14 protein-coding genes are annotated in these 16,891 nt (G+C 63.2%); 6 read left to right on the top strand and 8 right to left on the bottom strand.

Translation table 11 applies throughout. The features are described from left to right. Window positions 1–91: 91 nt before the first annotated feature. From IPM16_18395 to IPM16_18370, 6 genes are all read right to left on the bottom strand, one after another. A complete protein-coding gene (locus tag IPM16_18395; protein MBK9125072.1) occupies window positions 92–976 on the bottom strand; it encodes an NAD(P)/FAD-dependent oxidoreductase in 885 nt (294 codons plus the stop codon). Window position 977: 1 nt separating this feature from the next. Further along, complete coding sequence (locus IPM16_18390) at window positions 978–1,973, bottom strand: NAD(P)-dependent alcohol dehydrogenase (GenBank protein ID MBK9125071.1); 996 nt, start codon at window positions 1,971–1,973, stop codon at window positions 978–980. A gap of 45 nt (window positions 1,974–2,018) precedes the next feature. Then, complete coding sequence (locus IPM16_18385; GenBank protein ID MBK9125070.1) at window positions 2,019–3,008, bottom strand: NAD(P)-dependent alcohol dehydrogenase; 990 nt, start codon at window positions 3,006–3,008, stop codon at window positions 2,019–2,021. 102 nt (window positions 3,009–3,110) lie between these two features. After that, window positions 3,111–3,872: a DUF4386 domain-containing protein gene (locus tag IPM16_18380; GenBank protein MBK9125069.1), complete on the bottom strand. Its 762-nt coding sequence runs from the start codon at window positions 3,870–3,872 to the stop codon at window positions 3,111–3,113. Window positions 3,873–3,921: 49 nt separating this feature from the next. Then, window positions 3,922–4,137 carry a hypothetical protein gene (locus IPM16_18375; protein MBK9125068.1) on the bottom strand — a complete coding sequence of 72 codons (216 nt, stop codon included), beginning with the start codon at window positions 4,135–4,137 and terminating at the stop codon, window positions 3,922–3,924. A gap of 196 nt (window positions 4,138–4,333) precedes the next feature. Continuing rightward, window positions 4,334–7,039: a helix-turn-helix transcriptional regulator gene (locus tag IPM16_18370; protein ID MBK9125067.1), complete on the bottom strand. Its 2,706-nt coding sequence runs from the start codon at window positions 7,037–7,039 to the stop codon at window positions 4,334–4,336. Window positions 7,040–7,545: 506 nt separating this feature from the next. Here IPM16_18370 and IPM16_18365 point away from each other — a divergent pair. The 4 genes from IPM16_18365 (at window position 7,546) to recF (ending at window position 12,573) form a co-directional block, all read left to right on the top strand. Next, window positions 7,546–8,478, top strand: coding sequence for a GNAT family N-acetyltransferase (locus IPM16_18365; protein ID MBK9125066.1), 933 nt, complete (start codon window positions 7,546–7,548; stop codon window positions 8,476–8,478). 73 nt (window positions 8,479–8,551) lie between these two features. Further along, on the top strand, window positions 8,552–9,172 hold the full coding sequence (locus IPM16_18360) for a LysE family transporter (protein ID MBK9125065.1): 621 nt from the start codon (window positions 8,552–8,554) through the stop codon (window positions 9,170–9,172). Window positions 9,173–9,263: 91 nt separating this feature from the next. Next, complete coding sequence (locus tag IPM16_18355) at window positions 9,264–11,315, top strand: FHA domain-containing protein (GenBank protein MBK9125064.1); 2,052 nt, start codon at window positions 9,264–9,266, stop codon at window positions 11,313–11,315. 46 nt (window positions 11,316–11,361) lie between these two features. Then, window positions 11,362–12,573 (top strand): DNA replication/repair protein RecF, encoded by a 1,212-nt coding sequence (gene recF / locus IPM16_18350; GenBank protein MBK9125063.1) that lies wholly within the window; start codon window positions 11,362–11,364, stop codon window positions 12,571–12,573. A 5-nt stretch (window positions 12,574–12,578) separates the two neighbouring features. Here the strand turns inward: recF and IPM16_18345 are convergent, their stop codons facing one another. Both IPM16_18345 and IPM16_18340 read right to left on the bottom strand, forming a co-directional pair. Next, a complete protein-coding gene (locus IPM16_18345; protein ID MBK9125062.1) occupies window positions 12,579–13,445 on the bottom strand; it encodes an LLM class flavin-dependent oxidoreductase in 867 nt (288 codons plus the stop codon). Between the two features lie 196 nt (window positions 13,446–13,641). Continuing rightward, on the bottom strand, window positions 13,642–14,196 hold the full coding sequence (locus IPM16_18340) for a GNAT family N-acetyltransferase (GenBank protein ID MBK9125061.1): 555 nt from the start codon (window positions 14,194–14,196) through the stop codon (window positions 13,642–13,644). A 232-nt stretch (window positions 14,197–14,428) separates the two neighbouring features. On the opposite strand from IPM16_18340, the gene IPM16_18335 reads away from it, so the two are divergent. Both IPM16_18335 and IPM16_18330 read left to right on the top strand, forming a co-directional pair. Further along, entirely contained in the window at window positions 14,429–15,511 is a 1,083-nt protein-coding gene (locus tag IPM16_18335; protein ID MBK9125060.1) for an endonuclease/exonuclease/phosphatase family protein, read from the top strand. A gap of 135 nt (window positions 15,512–15,646) precedes the next feature. Then, on the top strand, window positions 15,647–16,843 hold the full coding sequence (locus tag IPM16_18330; GenBank protein MBK9125059.1) for a BMP family ABC transporter substrate-binding protein: 1,197 nt from the start codon (window positions 15,647–15,649) through the stop codon (window positions 16,841–16,843). Window positions 16,844–16,891 lie beyond the last annotated feature (48 nt).

The raw sequence follows: 16,891 nt of genomic DNA, 5'->3' as shown, positions 1-16,891 counted from the left end.
CAGCCTGTAGCAACTTCCCCGGGTTTGGCACAGACACGGGTGACGACCAGCGTGGCCAATGCAGCGCAGTGCCTCACGCTGCTAGTCCGCTTCACGAGAAATCCGTGTCGACTAGATCGGCATTGATGCCGTAAGCCGCGGCCGCGCCTTGCGCCACGGCAATCGCGACGCTCCTCATGGGCGAAGACAAGTCACCCGCCGCGTATACACCGTGAACCGTGGTTCGGCCACGCGAGTCGACCCGTACGACTCCGGCAGCATCCACGTCGCATCCCAGATCGACGGCGAACGTCGTCCTATGAGACGTCTTTGGGCGAATGAATAGGGCATCAACGGTCAGCGCGCTGCCATCTGCGAATCGAATTGCTTGGAGCTGAGAATCGGTGCTCTCGAGTGCGCTGATACGCCGCTCGACCACATGAATTCCATGACGGACCAACCGCTCGTGCTGCGCGGCCGACGGCGTCCACTGGCCATTGGTGCACAGCGTCAGGTTGCGCATCATCATCACGAGATGCAATACGTCCTCACTGGCGCCATATACCGCGATATGTTTCCCGCGTACTTCGTACCCGTCACAGTATGGACAGTGAAACACGCTCTTTCCCCACAAGCGATCGATGCCGTTCAGCGCAGGCAGTTCGTCCTGCAGTCCAGTTGCGAGCAGCACAGTCCGCGAAGCCAACTTGGACCCGTCCGAACTCACGACCTCGAGCCCCGAGTCCGTCTTGTCTATACGTGTGGCGGTTGCCGGCTTGAACGCCACAGTGGAATAGCGTTCGAGTTGTTCACGGGAGATGCGCAGCAGGTCTGACGGGAATGTGCCGTCCCGCGTCAGATATCCGTGCGACGCGTGCGAAAAACGATTGCAGGGTTTCTGGTCGTCAATGACGACGACCTTTCGCAGCGACCGTCCCAAGACCAAGGCTGCGCTCAAGCCGGCGCTGCTCCCACCAATGATGATGACGTCAAGCATTTCAGGACCCTCCATCGACGCTGATTACGACGTTGCCGGTCTTCTGTCCGGTCTCGACATACCGGTGCGCTTCCACCATGTGCTCGAGCGTGAAGCGCCGATCGATGACGGAGCGAAGCTGCCCCTGCTCGATCAACGCCTTGAGGAATTCCAGGTCGGCAGAGTTCGGATGCGACTGCCCGAACACCACGTGCTTGCCGCTGGTCAGGGCCGCCCAGCGCCCGCGGATCCGTTGTGCCAAGCTGGGGTTGGCGATGTGGTAGCACCCGTCCGGTGCCAGCGTCTTCAGGCTGCGGGCACATGGGCTTCTGCTGGCGATATCCAGAATGACGTTGTACGTCTCCCCGCTTCTGGTGAAGTCCTCCTGACCGTAGTCGACGACCCGGTCTGCCCCGATCGTACGCAGCGTGTCCAGTTTGTCGGCGCTGTCCACAGCCGTGACGGTCGCCCCGAAGTGCTTGGCGAGCTGCACCGCAAACGTGCCGATGGTGCCGCCTGCGCCGTTGATCAGCACCCGCTGCCCGGGCTGGATGTTGGCCTGCCGGAGGAAGTGAAGTGCTTCGAGCCCCCCGACGGGGACGGCGGCAGCTTCCTCGTCGGTCACGTTGGCCGGCTTGATCGCTATCGCTCCCCCGTCAGGGTTTTCTGGCAGACAGATATATTCTGCGTAGGTTCCGGTGCCGACGAACCCCGTCGCGCCAAACACCCGGTCGCCCGCCTTGAACCGCGTGACGGCTTTGCCGGTCACTTCGACCTCGCCGGCAAACTCCATCCCGAGGATCGTGATGCGCTTCGGGGACCGGAGGCCGACGTATGCACGCATCGCAAGGGTATACCAGTGGGCGTCACTCATCCGGCGCATTTCGCAGTCCCCGGACGGCACCGTCGTCGCGCGGATCCGTATCAGGACTTCGTCGTCCTTCGGTTCCGGTTTCGCCACGTTTTGGAGCTTTAGAACGTCCGGCGATCCGTACGCTGTCCAGAGTACTGCCTTCATGAGATTCCCTCAATGTGACTCGAACTTGATGTGTACGCGACTGGGTTACGCGCTGCGATCCTGCGCCACCGTGATGACGACCTTGCCGCGCGCGCGACCGGTCTCAAGATACCGCATCGCTTCGGCCGTCTCATGCAGCGGGTAGCAGCGGTCGATGACGGTCTTGATCTTCCCGGACTCAAGCAGCTGGCGCAGCGTCTCCATATCCTGCTTGTTCGGCGCTACCGTCCCCATGATGCCGACGCGCTTCTGCCCGGCCTTCGGCTTGAGCGACCCGAAGATCAGATGGCTGAACATGCGCCCCAGACTCTTGAACCCGACGATGACACCCACACCTTCTGCCGCGAGCGCGCGCTTGTATTCGGCGAGCGAGTAATTGCCGACCGTGCAGTAGATTGCATCATACGCAATCCCGTTCGTGGTGAAGTCTTCCTTGGTGTAGTCGATGACATGGTCGGCGCCAAGCGAGCGCACCATATCGACATTACGTGTGCTGGTCACGGCCGTCACCTCCGCCCCGAACGCTTTCGCGATCTGCACCGCATACGTGCCGACGCCGCCGGAAGCCCCATTGATGAGCACCTTCTGACCGGGTTTGATTTGGCACATCTGAAGCCCTTGCAGTGCGGTTCTCGCCGCGAGCGGTACCGCCGCCGCATCTTCGAACGACACGTGCTCCGGCTTCAGCACTAGCCGATCTTCCGCAACACAGACGTACTCCGCGAACCCGCCGAGGCCGGTCTGGAAATTATCGCCCATGACCGCATCGCCCGGCCGGAACTGCGTGACGCTGCTGCCGACAGCTTCGACCCGCCCTGACAGGTCGGCGCCGAGCCGGGTTTGCTTCGGCTTGAACAGACCGTTATCGAGGCGTGCCAGGAAGGGCGTCGCCCGCATCATGCGCCAGTCAAGGGCATTGGCAGACGAGGCGTAGATCTTCACGAGAACCTCATTGGCCTTCGGAGTCGGCTTCTCGGTGTCCGTGTATTGCAGGACGTCGGCAGATCCGTAGGTTTCGAAGATGATGGCTTTCATGGCTTGGTCTCCTTGTAGCGAATGTGCTGTCAAAGGGTCAAATTGAGCTGCTGGCGCGAAGGTGGTTCCGCAGGGCGAAGATCGACGGTATTTCCGGGTGAGTTAGCGTTCCGTAGTCAGCGCCGCGAGTGCCGCCGGGCGAAAGCCTCTGACGATCATCCAAAGGGCGAGCGAGACCTCCCATGCGAAGATCGGGAGTACCGCGACAGCAGCCCATGGGGGCAGTTGGTCGTAACCACCGAACATGCGCACCAGCGTAAAGACGAAGATCAGCGGGCCGCCCACGAGGCCGAGTATGGGGATGAAGCGCGGCACGAGGCGCGAGCCATACAGAACGTAGGCCATCACCACCGTGTTCGTCGCACACACCAGACCCGGCCCGATAAGCAGGGTCCACTTGTAGATCATGACGAGCGCGTCACTGAGCAGTGCAGCATTCGTCACGTCGAGTGCACCTGCGGCCGACTGGCGTAAGGTGACGAGCGTCAGCAGTGGGAGCACTCCGACCGCGATAACACCTGCTTCGAGTGTGCGCAGGCCGACATAGCCCAGCGCCGCCCCTTCGTTCCATCGTCTGGCGACCGGATACAGCGTCACCGCGGTGCCGACGACGGCCAAGGCGAGAATGACCTCAAGCAGCGCACCGATCAGGAGCTGCGTGTCCGTGCCTGCGCTGGACGCCGTACTGCTCGTCGCCAGTCCATTCAGGGCGGGCGCTCCGATGGCGGTGACATGCGTGATCAGGAAACACACGCCTGCCGCAATGGCGAGCTTGCGCGGCGAGGCCGCCGTATGCCCGCGCTGGCGGGTGGTCAGGGAGTATGGACTGTCAGCGAATTCGGTTGATGGGTTGAGTGTGACCATGGTCTTCCTCCTCGGTAAGCGAAGGCGTTCGGTGTTCGGTCGGTACTGGCTAGTCGCGTGCGATGGCGTTCACAGAGATCAATGTCATTCCCAAATCGCGCACCTTTCTGAGCAGTCCATGCAGCGCCGCCTGATCGGCGACTGTACCGGTGAGCACGGTCTCCCCGTTATCCTCCAGCGTGATGGTCAGTCCTTCGAACCAGTCCGCCCAGCGTGTGTCGAGGTGGCCGTCAATGCGAATTTCGTATCGATCGGATTTGTCCATGCTCTACCACGTGTTCCCAGTCTTCTTGGCTGCATCTGCTTCGTTCATGCCAACAAGATACCGGTCGATGTGGGGAGCAGGCATCACCACATGTGGTGATTGATGTGGTGAAGGGTGTTTCGGGATGTGGTGGGAGGAGATAGTCCGGCGCGGGGTTTGAAGGAAGCGGCGGAAACGCTGCCGGTGAACAGGGCAGCTACAGCAGCTTGAGTTCCTCTGCCCGGCGAACGGCAGCCCGCCGGCTGTTTACGCCGAGCTTGGTGTAGATGTTCTTGGTATGGGTGCGGACGGTATTCAGCGATACGACCAACAGACGGGCGATCTCTGGTCCGTCGAGGTCCGTTGCAAGCAGCCGAAGCACATCCATTTCTCGCTCGCTGAGTGGCTCGATCAAGTCCGGACGTGACGGCGTTGCGGTCTCGACCCTGCCGAAAGCGGCGAGGAGCTGATGGACGTAGGCCGGCGCGATCCGGTGTTTTAGTGCATCTTCCAGCAGATGCGCCATGGGGAGGCCTTCGTCAACGAAGGTTCGCACATAGCCTTCCGGCTCAGCCAGCGCGAGGGCGCGCTTCAGGGCTGCAAGCGCGGCAGCGGTGTCGCTTCGCGCCTGCTGGGTCAGCGCCAGCACGACCAGTATCTCGAGCACGTTTCCCATGCGGCCGCCATCTTCCGCTGCTTGCAGCACGCGTGCCAGCAGACCGACAGCTTCATGAAGCGCTCGGACATCCCGGTCTTGCGTGTACTGGGCCAGAAGCATGCGGGCGAGCGTAATATGCTCGAACTCACGCGCGTAGCTCGGCTCGTCTTCGCTGGACAAGCCGCGCTCGTGCGCCCAGCGGCGGGCTTCACTCAGCCGGCCCTGTGCAATCCATACGCGCGCCTTGGACGCTGCCACGGGCCGCACGTTGGGCGAGAAGTCCCCCGCGTAAAGCCGCTCTGCCTCGTCAAGGAGTACGAGCGCACCGTCCAGATCGCCGTCAATCTGCAGCAGTTGGGCCATGGCGGCACGCCAACGATACGGGTTCTGCGGCATGCCAGCGAGATCGCCCAGTTCCCTGCTCGTTTGAAGGTACTTCCGCGCTGTGCTCAGATCGTTCCACTCACGGTGGATCTGGCTCATCCCGACGTACATGTCCGCCGTTCCGCGAAGCGACGGCGCACCTTGATCCACCGCCAACTGAAGCGCTCGCTGATAGATTTGCATTGCGTCGTGCAGGCGGCCCTGCGTGATGCGGATCGCGGCCAGCGATACAGCGGAACCGATGGTGTCGGCGATGTATCCGGCCTTCTGGACACTTGCCATGCCGTCGGCATACGTCCGATACGCGGCTTCGAGATCGCCGGACGCCCACGTCGCAAGCCCTAGGAGCGCCGATGCAGCGCCCCGTCCAAGAAAGTCATTATCCGCTGCGAGTTCGAGTGCTCGCCGGGCATGAACCATCGTCGCATTCACGTCACCCGAAACCAAACTCAGACCGGCACGGTACATCGAGATCCGGGTGGGCAGGTTGCGAAACTCGGCGTCATCTACGACGATCATCTTCGAGTCCGGTCGCTCACGCAGCGAGTCACCCGTGTCCAGCCACTTTTCCGCTTCGATCAGCCAATCCTCTACGCCGTCAAGCCGTCCGCTTTGCAGCAGCGACCCGGCAAAGTGCACACAAAGCACGGGCCGGTATGTGAGAACTTCGCCGGGCAGTGCCTGCAGCCAGTTAAGCATGGTGGCTTCGCGTCGGCTCCTGCGCAGTTCCGGCACCGCCAGTTCGATCAGGTCAGCGGCCCGCGCGAAATCTCTGGCCGTCAGCGCATGTCGGACTGCGTCGCTCGTCGATCCGTTCTGCTCGAACCATACGCTCGCACGGAGATGCAGGGCGGGTACGTGGTCGGGCTGTTCGGCAGTCAAGTGCGCGCGGAGCACATCAGCAAAGAGATGGTGGTAACGAAACCAATGGCGATTGTCGTCCAGCGGCACGATGAAGAAGTTGCCGCGTTCCAAAGCGTTCAGCCGTGCCGCGCCGTCGGTCTGCCCGGTGACGGCATCGCACAGCGGGCCATTGAGGCGATCGAGGATCGCGGTCTGCAGCAAGAAGTTGCGGATAGACTCGGGCTGGCGTGCGAGGACTTCCTCGACCAGATAGTCCACGATGAAGCGGTGGTTTCCGGCGAACGCCTGCACAAAGCCCGTAACATCGTGCTGCCTTTGCAGTGAGAGCGCGGCAAGCTGCAGCCCGGCGATCCACCCCTCCGTGCGGTCTTCCAAAGCGGCGATGTTGTCGGCCGAAAGGTTCAAGCCCATGAGTTCGTTTAGAAACTCTGCAGCCTCGGACGGGGTGAAACGCAAATCCGCGGCGCGCAGTTCGGTCAACTGACCGCGCGCGCGAAGCCGGGCTAACGGCAGCGGTGGATCCTCGCGCGTGGCGATGACCAGATGCAGTTGGGGCGGAAGATGCTCGGTCAAGAAGACGAGCGCGCGGGTCACTTCGGCGGTGTCGATCGCGTGCAGGTCGTCAAGGACTAGCACGAACTTAATCGCTGCGGCGCCGATGTCGTTTAGCAGCGCCGTGAGCAGGAGTTCGGTGGATGGTGTCGCGGTGGATTGGATCGCGCTTAGGGCCGTCTCGCCGATTGAGGAGTCGATGGTCTGTAAAGCGGCGATCAGGTAACGCAGAAAGCGTGCAGGGTCGTTGTCGCCTTCATCGAGTGAAAGCCAAGCCGCGGGAATTCCGGTGTGGGCGAGCCATTCGCTGAGCAGAGTGGTCTTGCCGAACCCGGCCGGGGCGGAGATCAGCGTCAGTTTGTGTTGAAGACCTGCATCGAGACGTTCGATGAGGCGCACGCGGGGAACGAGATTGCGCCCTGCCGGATGGAGATAGAGCTTGGTGGCGATGATTGGCATGGACATAACTCAAGTATAGGGCTGCACTGAATTTCCCGACAAGCGAATCCAGCGCACTGCAACCTGATTCGCGCCTTGATCCGGTTCGGCGTTAGTTCGTGTGCCAACCCCCAATTTCTGCGGTGAGTCGACGTTGACTCGCTTGGTGCTACGCTTTCACACCCGCAGAGTGGTAGAATAATCGTGCACGCGATGCGGTGTGCTGGCATCGCATACGGCGCGTGCAGCCCGACCGATCTTGGTCGCAGAATGATTTTGAGTTGTCACGAACGCTTTACATCGACATTAGTCGACCCCCGGGGGTGCTTTTCCAGCAGTCTACGACGCGACCAACACCAATGTGTAAGCTGCCTTGCAGTACGCACCGGCTAACGGTGTGTCATTGGTTGTACGGCTTAGCCGTGCGTCACCCCGGATAAATCTCCCCGCGTGATGATCATGTGAGCCGCGCAATCAATCCTTATCAGGAAGAGTGAGTGCTGCCCCGAAGCGGGCAAGAGAGCGCATCTCGCATGAGTCGCACCATCATTACCCCATCTGCAGAATATACGTCGCGGCCATTTCAGGACGAGACCGACTTTTGGCGCGTTCGCCGGTTGTTGATCGATACAGTGGCTGATACCCCGGTCGGCTGGACGTGGGACATTCGTCGTTGGGACGGCTGGCGTTTCCACCGGGAATCCAGCGACATCACGCCCGAGTGGTCGAGGCGCTTCCATCTTTGGGAGAACGTCGACGGACACCTCGTCGGTGCCGCGCACCCGGAAGACGCCGGCGAAGTCTATTTGGAGATCCACCCGGACTTTCGCGCCGACATCGAGGAGGACATGTTCGCATGGGCAGAGCAGAGTCTATGCGATGACTCCGGCCTGCTGACGTGGGTCTTCGACTACGACGTCACACGCCAGAACCTGCTCAAGAGACGCGGCTATGCGCCGACCGACGCCATCATGGTGATGCGCCACATGCGCATGAGCCATCGCGAGATTCTGGCGCCGCAGATCGCATCCCCGTACGTGCTGCGCAGTACCGAAGACACTATGGATGACTGCGCGCGTGTCGCGGACGTGCTGAACGCGGGATTCAACCGGACGATCCACACCGCGGCGGAGTTTTTCACGTTCGCGACCAAGTCACCGTCGTACCGTGCCGACCTGAACCTCGTCGCAGAAGCGCCGGACGGCTCGTTCGCCGCGCTCGTTGGCTTGACGCTCGACACGGAAAGCGGACGCGCCATCATCGAGCCGGTGTGTACGCATCCTGATCACCGGCGACATGGCCTCGCCCACACGCTAATCCAAGAGGGAATGCGGCGCGTGCAGGCGCTTGGTGCCGTCGACATCACGGTTGAGACCGGCAGCTCGGAAGCCGCCAATAAGCTGTACGACGACTTCGGGTTCAGCGGCGTGTATCGCGGCGTAGCGTGGCGCAAGACGTTCGAATAGACCGGTACGACTGCAGCTCCGTGCGGTATAATTCCGCCCTGCGAACGACGACCGAACATCGAACGGACCGGGTTTGACCGCACTGCTGACACAAGCAGCGAGCTTTGGCTTTGCCGCCGGCACGAGCTTTGGCTCGCTGCACATGCTTCTGATGAGCGTGACGCTGGCGCAGGGCTGGCGTTACGGCTTGCTCATCGTCCTAAGCCCACTGCTGACCGACGCACCGATCATCGTGTTGATGGTCGTCCTGCTGAGCAGTCTGCCGCCGATCTTCGCGCCGCTGCTGAACATTGTCGGCGGTGTCGCGGTGTTTTTTATCGCGTGGCGTGCGTATCAGTCGCTGCGGCGGCCCCTGTCCGTTGAGCCGGCGGGCAGCGCGAAAGTCACGCGGGAGACGCTGCTGCGGGGTATTGTCGTCAACTTGCTCAACCCCGCGCCGTACATCTTTTGGGGAACGATGACCGGGCCGCTGTTGGTCGAGGCGTTCGCGATCTCGGCCGTGGGCGGGCTGTTGTTCCTGCTGGCGTTCTATGGCGTCTTCCTCGGCCTAATGACGCTGTTCGTCGTGATGTTCGACCGGCTGCGCGGGGTTGACGTACGCTTAACCCGCTGGCTGACGATGGCGTCGCTGGTGGTGCTGGCGGCGCTCGGCGTGCAGCTCATCCTGCGCGGAATCAACGGACTGTCGGGTTGACCTACGGTGTACCGCTGGTCGCTGGTCGCAGGGGCGGTTCGGGTTTAGAATCAGAAGCTGAGAGGCACGAACCGGTTACGGGAGCATCGCCTTGAAGAAAGCCTACGGACGGCTCGACATCTTCTGGCCGGACGGCCGGGTTGAGACGGCCCTGCTGACGGACGATGTCACCGATGTCGGGCGGCTGGGTAATTCCCAAGTCGTCGTCGACCATGACGGCGTGGATGCAAGCCATTTGCGTTTGAGCCGCACCAAGCAGGGTGCGATGCTGCATGCCCTGACGCAGAAATTCGAAACGTTTGTCGATGGCGTCGCAGTTAAGCCCGGCACCTCGGTACCGCTCAACGGCGGCGAGGAGTTCCAGCTCGGGTCGCTGCGCGTGGTTTTTCGAGTCGTTGACGACACGCCGACGCTGCCGATGATCCCGGCCGTGGACGACACGCAGCGCATCGTCAGCGAGAGCGCGCCGTTCCGCATCGAGCTTCAGCTTCCGCATATCACGGTCGTCCCCGGCGCGTACATCTCGGTCGAACTCAGTGTGAGCAACACGGGGCGCGAGAGCGAACGCTTTACGATCGATGTGCAGGGCGTCCCACAGAGTTGGGTGCGCGTCAACCGTCCGGCGGTCGTCGTTGATTCGGGCGATACCAGCCTCATCCTGATCAACCTGCGCCCGATCCGGCACAGCGACAGCCGCCCCGGCAACTACCCGGTGCAAGTCACCGTCACGCCAGACCGCGATCCGCGCGCCGCCCTGCGGGCCATGCTCACTGTGCGGATTCAGCCGTTCAACGGGCTGGGAATCGCGCTGAGCGCCAGCCGGGTCAACAGCGGCTCGAACTTCCGTCTTCACTTGCACAACCACGGCAGTGCGCCGCTGGCCCTGCGGCTCACCGCACAGGACACGCACGGCAAGCTCAACCTGCGCCTTTCGCAGACCTTTGCGCAGCTCGGGCCGGGCGAACGTATCGTCGTCGGCGGGTCGGCCGCGCTGAAAGAGAAGCGCGCTTTCGGTATCGATGTCGAGCACGCGTTTGTGATCACCGCCCATGCCGATGCCCAACCGTATTTCACGGTCGCCGTGCCGGGCAAGGTTGTCGACCACCCGCCGCTGCCTGCGTGGAGCAGGCTCGCCGCGGTCGCCGGTGCGCTGCTGGCCATTCTGCTGATCGCGTATGGCGTGTGGGGCCTGCTGGCCAACCGTACCGTGACGCCGGTCATTACCACATTCGCGGCGCAGCCTACCGAAGTCGTGCGCGGCCAGCCCGTCGAACTGACGTGGGATGTGCGGGACGCACAGCGCGTTGCGCTGATCCGCGACGGAGGCGAGCCGCAGGTGCTCGACGAACCGGGCGCGGGGTCGTGGACGATCGACTCGAACATCCTGCCGTCCCTGTCGACATTCGTGCTGATCGCGATGAACGGGAGCCAGCAGGTCGACGCTACAGTGCAAGTGTCCGTCTACACGCCGGCCGTGGTTGAGACGCTCAGCGTGGAGCCCGGCCTCGTGTTCCGCAACGTAATCCAAGACCTGACGATTCGCTGGTCGGCCATGGGCTTCAGCGGCACGCCGGTGCTGCGTGGTCTCGAATCGCTGGGGCTGCCGCCTGAGATCCCGCTGGCGCCCGAACAGACCGCGCTCTCGACCGGGCCGATTCTGCCGCAGACCGATTTCACCGTGCGAATTGTCGTGATGGACGAGCGCGGGACGGAGGTCGAACGCACCGAAGACGTGCGCCTTACCGATCCACAGTGTACGACCATCCGCGGTGACGTGCCGCTGCTGATCGCGCCGGACGATGGCGCGGCGGTGTTGATGCGCCTGCCGCCCGGTGTGGCGTCGATCGTCGACGGCCGCACGTCGTCGGGGGACTTCCTTTCAGTGCGGATCGACAACGGTGCGACCGCATGGGCGCACACGGAGGACTTTGTGTGCCCGACCGATTTGTTCCGCGTGATGAACTTGCGGGAGGTTGTCGTCGCGCCGTTTACGCCGGCACCGACCGTCACCCGCGAGCCGCCGCCGCTGACGATCGTGCCGACCCCACTGCCCACGCAAACGCCGACCAACACGCCGACTTCACCGCCCCCATCGGCGACACCTTCACCGCTTCCGACAGCATCGGCGACGGTCGGCGGCTGAGCTTCGCCTCAGCCCCGTTCGCTCTCACCCCCGGACCCAGCGCCTCATGCAACTGGCTTATCTTTCGCTGACGAACTTCCGCAACTATGCCCGTTTGGAGACGGCCCTGCCCAACTCCGCGCTGGTGCTGCACGGCGAGAATGCGCAAGGCAAGACGAACTTTCTCGAGTCGATCTACTATCTGGCGACGATGCACTCGCCCTATACGTCGATCGACCGGCACCTGCTGCATTGGGCGACCGAAGACGAGCCGTTGCCGTACGCACGCGTCTCCGCCGACGTGCAGACGCGCCGCGCCCGTGAACGGCTCGAGGTCACGCTGATGATCGAGAACGGGCCGGATGGTTCGCCGCGCTTTCGCAAAGTCGTCAAGGTCAACGGCGTCGAGAAGCGAGTGGGTCAGGCTGTCGGCGTCGTGACGGTGGTGCTGTTCCTGCCGCGCGATCTTGCGCTGATCGAAGGCGCGCCTGCCGACCGCCGCCGCTTCATGGACGTGACGCTCAGCCAGATCGTGCCGGATTACGCGGAGGCGCTCGACCAGTACGAGCGGACGCTGCCGCAGCGCAACGCCTTGCTGCGGCGCATTGGCGAGGGCGTGTCTCAGCCGAAGGAACTGGCCTATTGGGACGAGCAGTTGGTCGAGGCCGGCGCGCGGCTGATCGCCGGGCGGCAGATGTTTCTGCGGGAACTGGAGATCGAAGCCCAGCGCGTGCATTACGACCTGACGGGCCGGCTCGAAACGCTCACACTGCGCTATCAGCCGAGCTTCGTACCGACCGCCGAAGGCGATGGCCAGCGCTCGTTCGAGGTGCTGGGGTTCGACTTGCACCGCGAGGTCTCGGCGGCCGAGGTCGCGCCGCAGTTCGCCGAGCAGCTCGAACTGGAACGCGGCGAGTCGATTCGGCGTGGCGTGACCCTCAGCGGGCCGCACCGCGACGAACTGCGCATCCTCATCAACGAGCGCGACGCGGGCCTGTACGGAAGCCGCGGGCAGGCCCGTACTGCCGTGCTAGCGCTCAAGCTGGCCGAGCGTGCGTGGATGGGTCACCGCGCCGGCGAAACGCCGATCCTGCTGCTAGACGATGTGGCGGCGGAACTGGACGCCAAGCGCCGCGAGTACCTGCTAGAGCGCGTGCAGGATGCCGGCCAGACGCTCATCACAACCGCCGAACTCAGCATTTTCCCGGACAGTTTTCTCGGCCGTGTGCCGGTGTGGACGGTCGAGGCCGGCCGCATCCGCAAGCCGTCATCCGCTTAGCTCGATCACTTGGGCGGCCCCGCCGTGATGCGCGCTTCCATCTGCCCGTACGCCTCCTCCGGAATTGGCGCTTCGTAGCTGTGGCCGAACCGCCACGGGTCGACACTTTCGACCCACCATGTGACACCGGCAGCCGCGTAGTCACCGGTGTCGTGAGGCGTGCCGTCCACGCGCGTTCCGGTGGACGTCCCGCCGTGAACAAAGTCGAACGGTGAGTCCGATGTGCGGCGCGCACCGATGTAAGTCTGTATTGCCGCCCATTCATCCAGTGTGAGCTGCTCACCCCACTTCAGCGGGACATAGCCGTCGAAACGGGCAGCGCGCCGCTGCGGGGCGAGTTTGTCATAGGTGCCGCCGATCCAGATGGGGATGCGGGGCTGCTGCACGGGAGTCGGCTCGAACCGCATCGGCGCTATCCGGTACTGCTGACCCTGATAGCTAAACATCTCGCCTGTCCATAGGCCGGTGAGGATGTCCAGACCCTCGTCGAGCTTGGCCGCGCGAATTTTGGCGTCCTGGTCCTCGTCAAACCACCCGTAATCCCACTGCACGGGATCACCCAGTCCGGCACCGAAAATCAGCCGTCCACCGGACAAGCGGTCAAGCGAGACGGTCTCGCGCGCCAGCTTCCATGGCCGCCGGCGCGGGACAGGTGTCACCATCGTGCCGAGACGGATGCGCGTCGTGCTTAACGCGACGGCGGCGAGCGCGACCCACGGGTCGGCCATCGGGTTGAATGTCGGGTCGAAGATCACGTGATCCCAGATGAAGAAGGCATCCCATCCGGCATCCTCGGCACGTCTCGCGAGGCTGGCAAGCTGGTGCGGGTCACTATAACGACCAAACGCAGGGAGAGAGACAGCATAGCGCATGTTAGACATCCTTCACCGCCTTCGTGTGCCATCAGCATGTCACTCCGTGTCCTGTAATTGCCCCAATCGATAGCGTGTTTCGTGGTCGTGCGCTACGCTATTCACTGGTGAGGGCGGGATTTTACGCCCTCGTTTTGTGTGTGCCGCCCACCCGAAGCAGAGCACGACTCGACCCCTTAGCCGCATCCGCAAGCCGTCATAGTCTCAGCGCGTTCCACTCGCGGCGCAGCATGCCGTACACGTGCATGTCCAGCAGCGTCCCGTAGTGATTGAAGATCTCGCGCAGCACGCCTTCCAGCTTGAACCCGAGCCGCAGCGCGACCGCCTGACTGCGCACGTTGCCGGACGCAGTGCGGATTTCGACACGGTTCAAGTCCCAGCGCCGGAACGCATCGTCAACGAAGACGCGCGCGACGTCGGTCATGATGCCCTTCTTGCCGTGCGTCTCCGCCAGCCAATAGCCGAACTCGGTCGACCTGTTCTTGCGATTGACGTAATGCATCCCGATCGTGCCGACCGGCGTCCCGTCGAGGATGATGCCCCCTTGATAACCATCGTCGCGTGACCACTGCGTCGTGCCAGTCTCGATGAAGTTGCGCACGTCGTCGGGGCCGTGCGTGTCGTCGAGCCAGGTCAGCCACTGCCGCAAGTAGGCACGGTTGGCATCGACGACCGCATACAGCGCCTCGGCGTCGTCAGCGACAAGCGGGCGGACGATCAGACCGGGCCGGACGTGAAGAGTAATCGACATGGCGACCTTCCTTGAGCATGCTGCGGAACACTGCGCCGTTGGCTCTCTGATTGTACGCCTTGCGTCGAATCGCTGTGGGTGCGCGGGCGAATCCGGCGCGTGACATGCGTTTGCCGTTCGCGCCCCGGCAGGGTTGAGGAGTTGGGTCCGACTGGCGTGTACCATGAGATAGTGCGGACATGCGCGCGGTGCGCGTGGCAGTTCGCGGTCGAAGGAGCGAGAGGCGCGGCTTATGCAGCGAGATCTGCCGGTGACGTCGAACCGTTCGGGGCGCGGTTGGCTCTATCACCTGTTCGGCATGATGGCGCTCGTCTACGGGATTGGTGTGTCGATACCGCTGGCTGTCAACCTCGTTATCGGCGAGGGGTGGCCGGTCATCGCGCTCTACAATACCTTCGCGCATTTCGCGTGGCTGCCCGCGTTCGGCCTGCTGGCGGTCGCCGTGGTGTGGCGGCGCTGGTCGTTGGCCGGGTTGATGCTCGTCCCTGTCGTGGCGTTCATGGTGATATTCGGTGTCCGCTACCTGCGGCCCGCGTCTGCCGCCGCATCGCTTGTTCTGCCCCAAAATGATGCGATTACGATCTCAGTGATGACGTACAACATCCTGTCGCGCGGCGGCAGCTACGCCGATACACTCCGGATCATCGAGGAATCCGACGCCGATGTCGTCGCGGTGCAAGAGCTGGGGTTCGCCGCGGCCGACTTCCTTGCCGACGGACTGCGCGAGCGCTACCCGTTTGCCGCGCTGCATCCGCACGAAGTGGGCGTCAACGGACAAGGGCTGTTCAGCCGCTTTCCCATTCTCGAAAGCCAATTCTGGCAAGCGCCGGGAATCCTCGGCGCGCAGTCCGCGATCGTCGTGGTCGAGGTCGCGGGTCGATCCGTCGAGGTCGCGCTGCACAACATCCACACGCGGCATCCAGTCTCGGGCGGGTTCGGGTTCGACCCGCAGCGGCGCATCGTCGGAGTCGACGCCGTCCTCGCGCACGTCGCCGCCGACACGGCCGAACATCGCATTCTGTTGGGCGATTTCAACATGCCGGAGCTGAGCAGCGACTACGCCCGCATCAGCGCGGCGTGGATGGATGCCTTTGGCCTGCACGGGCGCGGGCTGGGCCTGACGTTCCGACCCCGCCTATCGTGGTTCGGCGGGCTGGCGATCCCCATTCTGCGAATCGACTACATCTTCGTCGACGGCCCGATCGCGGTGCAGTCTGCGCACGTCGTGGCGGACACGGGCGGCAGCGATCACCGTGCCGTCGTGAGCCAGTTGGTCCTGATGACGGGCGACCCGCCGGGCACGACCGGCCTTTGATGCGCGCCGGTGTGACGTTTGGTTCCTTTGCATAATGCGGCCGGTTGAATCCTAGTACCGCTTGCATCCTGAATGTGCGCTACGGATTCGTTACAATACGGACGTCAACCCGCACGATCAACAAGGAGATCAGGGATGCTGCGTAAGCTGGTGTTGGGTGCTGTATTGTCGGTGCTGCTTGTCATTGCGATTGCCCCGGCAGGCGCACAGGACGAATTCGTGTTCGGCATGGTGCTGGTCGGGCCGAGAGACGACCGTGGATGGAGCCAAGCCCACTATGAGGGCGGCGTGTATGTCGAGGAGAACGTCGCCGGTGCGCGTATGCTGGTGTTCGAAAGCCTGAACGCTGCCGACAAGCCCGAGGCGACCCTCGCCGATGTCGTCAGCCTGTTTGTCGAGGAGGGCGCAAAGGTCATCTTCACGACCTCCGACGCGTTCGAGGAGGATACCGCCGCCGTTGCGCCGATGTATCCGGACGTCGTGTTCATCAACGTGTCTGGCGACGATGTGCTGGCAGGCACCGCCCCGGCCAATCTCGGCAACCTGATGGCGATGATGGAGTGGCCGCGCCTGATCGCGGGCTGCGCCGCCGCGCTGACCAGCGAGACGGGCAAGCTCGGTTACGTCGGACCGCTGATCAATGGCGAAACGCTGCGGGTGTCGTCGTCGGCATACCTCGGCGCGAAGCACTGCTGGGAGCAGAAGGGTGGCGATCCTGAGGCGTTCGAATTCGCCGTGACGTGGATCGGTTTCTGGTTCGCGATTCCAACGGTGACGTTGGATGTGACCGAAGAGTCCAACCGCTTCTTCGACAGCGGCGCAGACGTCGTCCTCAGCGGCGTCGACACGGCCGAAATGGTGCAGGTCGCCGCGCAGCGTCAGGCCGATGGCCAGAACGTATTCGCCGTGCCATACAACAGCATCGCGGGCTGCACGCAGGCGCCTGAGGCGTGTCTCGGCGTGCCGTTCTACAACTGGGGTCCGTCGTACGCCGGGATCGTGGAAGCGGTTCAGGCCGGAACGTGGGAACAGTCGTGGGATTGGGTGCCGCCGGTGTGGGACGAAATCTCCGACCCGGAAAGCAGCACCATCACCGGCTTCTACTACGGCGAGGGCCTGAGCGAAGAGAACCGCGCGCTGCTGGAAGCGTTCGTGGCGGAGGTCGTGGCATACGCGACCGACGAGGCCAACGAGGGTTCCATGTATCTGTGGCAAGGTCCGTTGGCGCTGCAAGACGGCACCGTGCTGGCCGAAGAGGGCGAGAACGTGTCGCTTGAGGACATTTGGTATCTGCCGCAGCTTCTCGACGGCATGATCGGCTCCAGCGAATAACACAGGCCTGAACAGGGACGGGGCGCGGAAATCACACGCGCCCCGTTT

It is taken from the genome of Candidatus Flexicrinis affinis, from assembly GCA_016716525.1.
Taxonomy (GTDB): domain Bacteria; phylum Chloroflexota; class Anaerolineae; order Aggregatilineales; family Phototrophicaceae; genus Flexicrinis; species Flexicrinis affinis.
Note: the sequence above shows the minus strand (reverse complement) of the source record. Positions and strands in the feature narration are given on the sequence as shown.

Coding starts and splice junctions, on each gene's coding strand:
- IPM16_18395 (MBK9125072.1), bottom strand. CDS start 976: ATGCTTGACGTCATCATCATTGGTGGGAGCAGCGCCGGCTTGAGCGCA.
- IPM16_18390 (MBK9125071.1), bottom strand. CDS start 1,973: ATGAAGGCAGTACTCTGGACAGCGTACGGATCGCCGGACGTTCTAAAG.
- IPM16_18385 (MBK9125070.1), bottom strand. CDS start 3,008: ATGAAAGCCATCATCTTCGAAACCTACGGATCTGCCGACGTCCTGCAA.
- IPM16_18380 (MBK9125069.1), bottom strand. CDS start 3,872: ATGGTCACACTCAACCCATCAACCGAATTCGCTGACAGTCCATACTCC.
- IPM16_18375 (MBK9125068.1), bottom strand. CDS start 4,137: ATGGACAAATCCGATCGATACGAAATTCGCATTGACGGCCACCTCGAC.
- IPM16_18370 (MBK9125067.1), bottom strand. CDS start 7,039: ATGTCCATGCCAATCATCGCCACCAAGCTCTATCTCCATCCGGCAGGG.
- IPM16_18365 (MBK9125066.1), top strand. CDS start 7,546: ATGAGTCGCACCATCATTACCCCATCTGCAGAATATACGTCGCGGCCA.
- recF (MBK9125063.1), top strand. CDS start 11,362: ATGCAACTGGCTTATCTTTCGCTGACGAACTTCCGCAACTATGCCCGT.
- IPM16_18345 (MBK9125062.1), bottom strand. CDS start 13,445: ATGCGCTATGCTGTCTCTCTCCCTGCGTTTGGTCGTTATAGTGACCCG.
- IPM16_18340 (MBK9125061.1), bottom strand. CDS start 14,196: ATGTCGATTACTCTTCACGTCCGGCCCGGTCTGATCGTCCGCCCGCTT.
- IPM16_18335 (MBK9125060.1), top strand. CDS start 14,429: ATGCAGCGAGATCTGCCGGTGACGTCGAACCGTTCGGGGCGCGGTTGG.
- IPM16_18330 (MBK9125059.1), top strand. CDS start 15,647: ATGCTGCGTAAGCTGGTGTTGGGTGCTGTATTGTCGGTGCTGCTTGTC.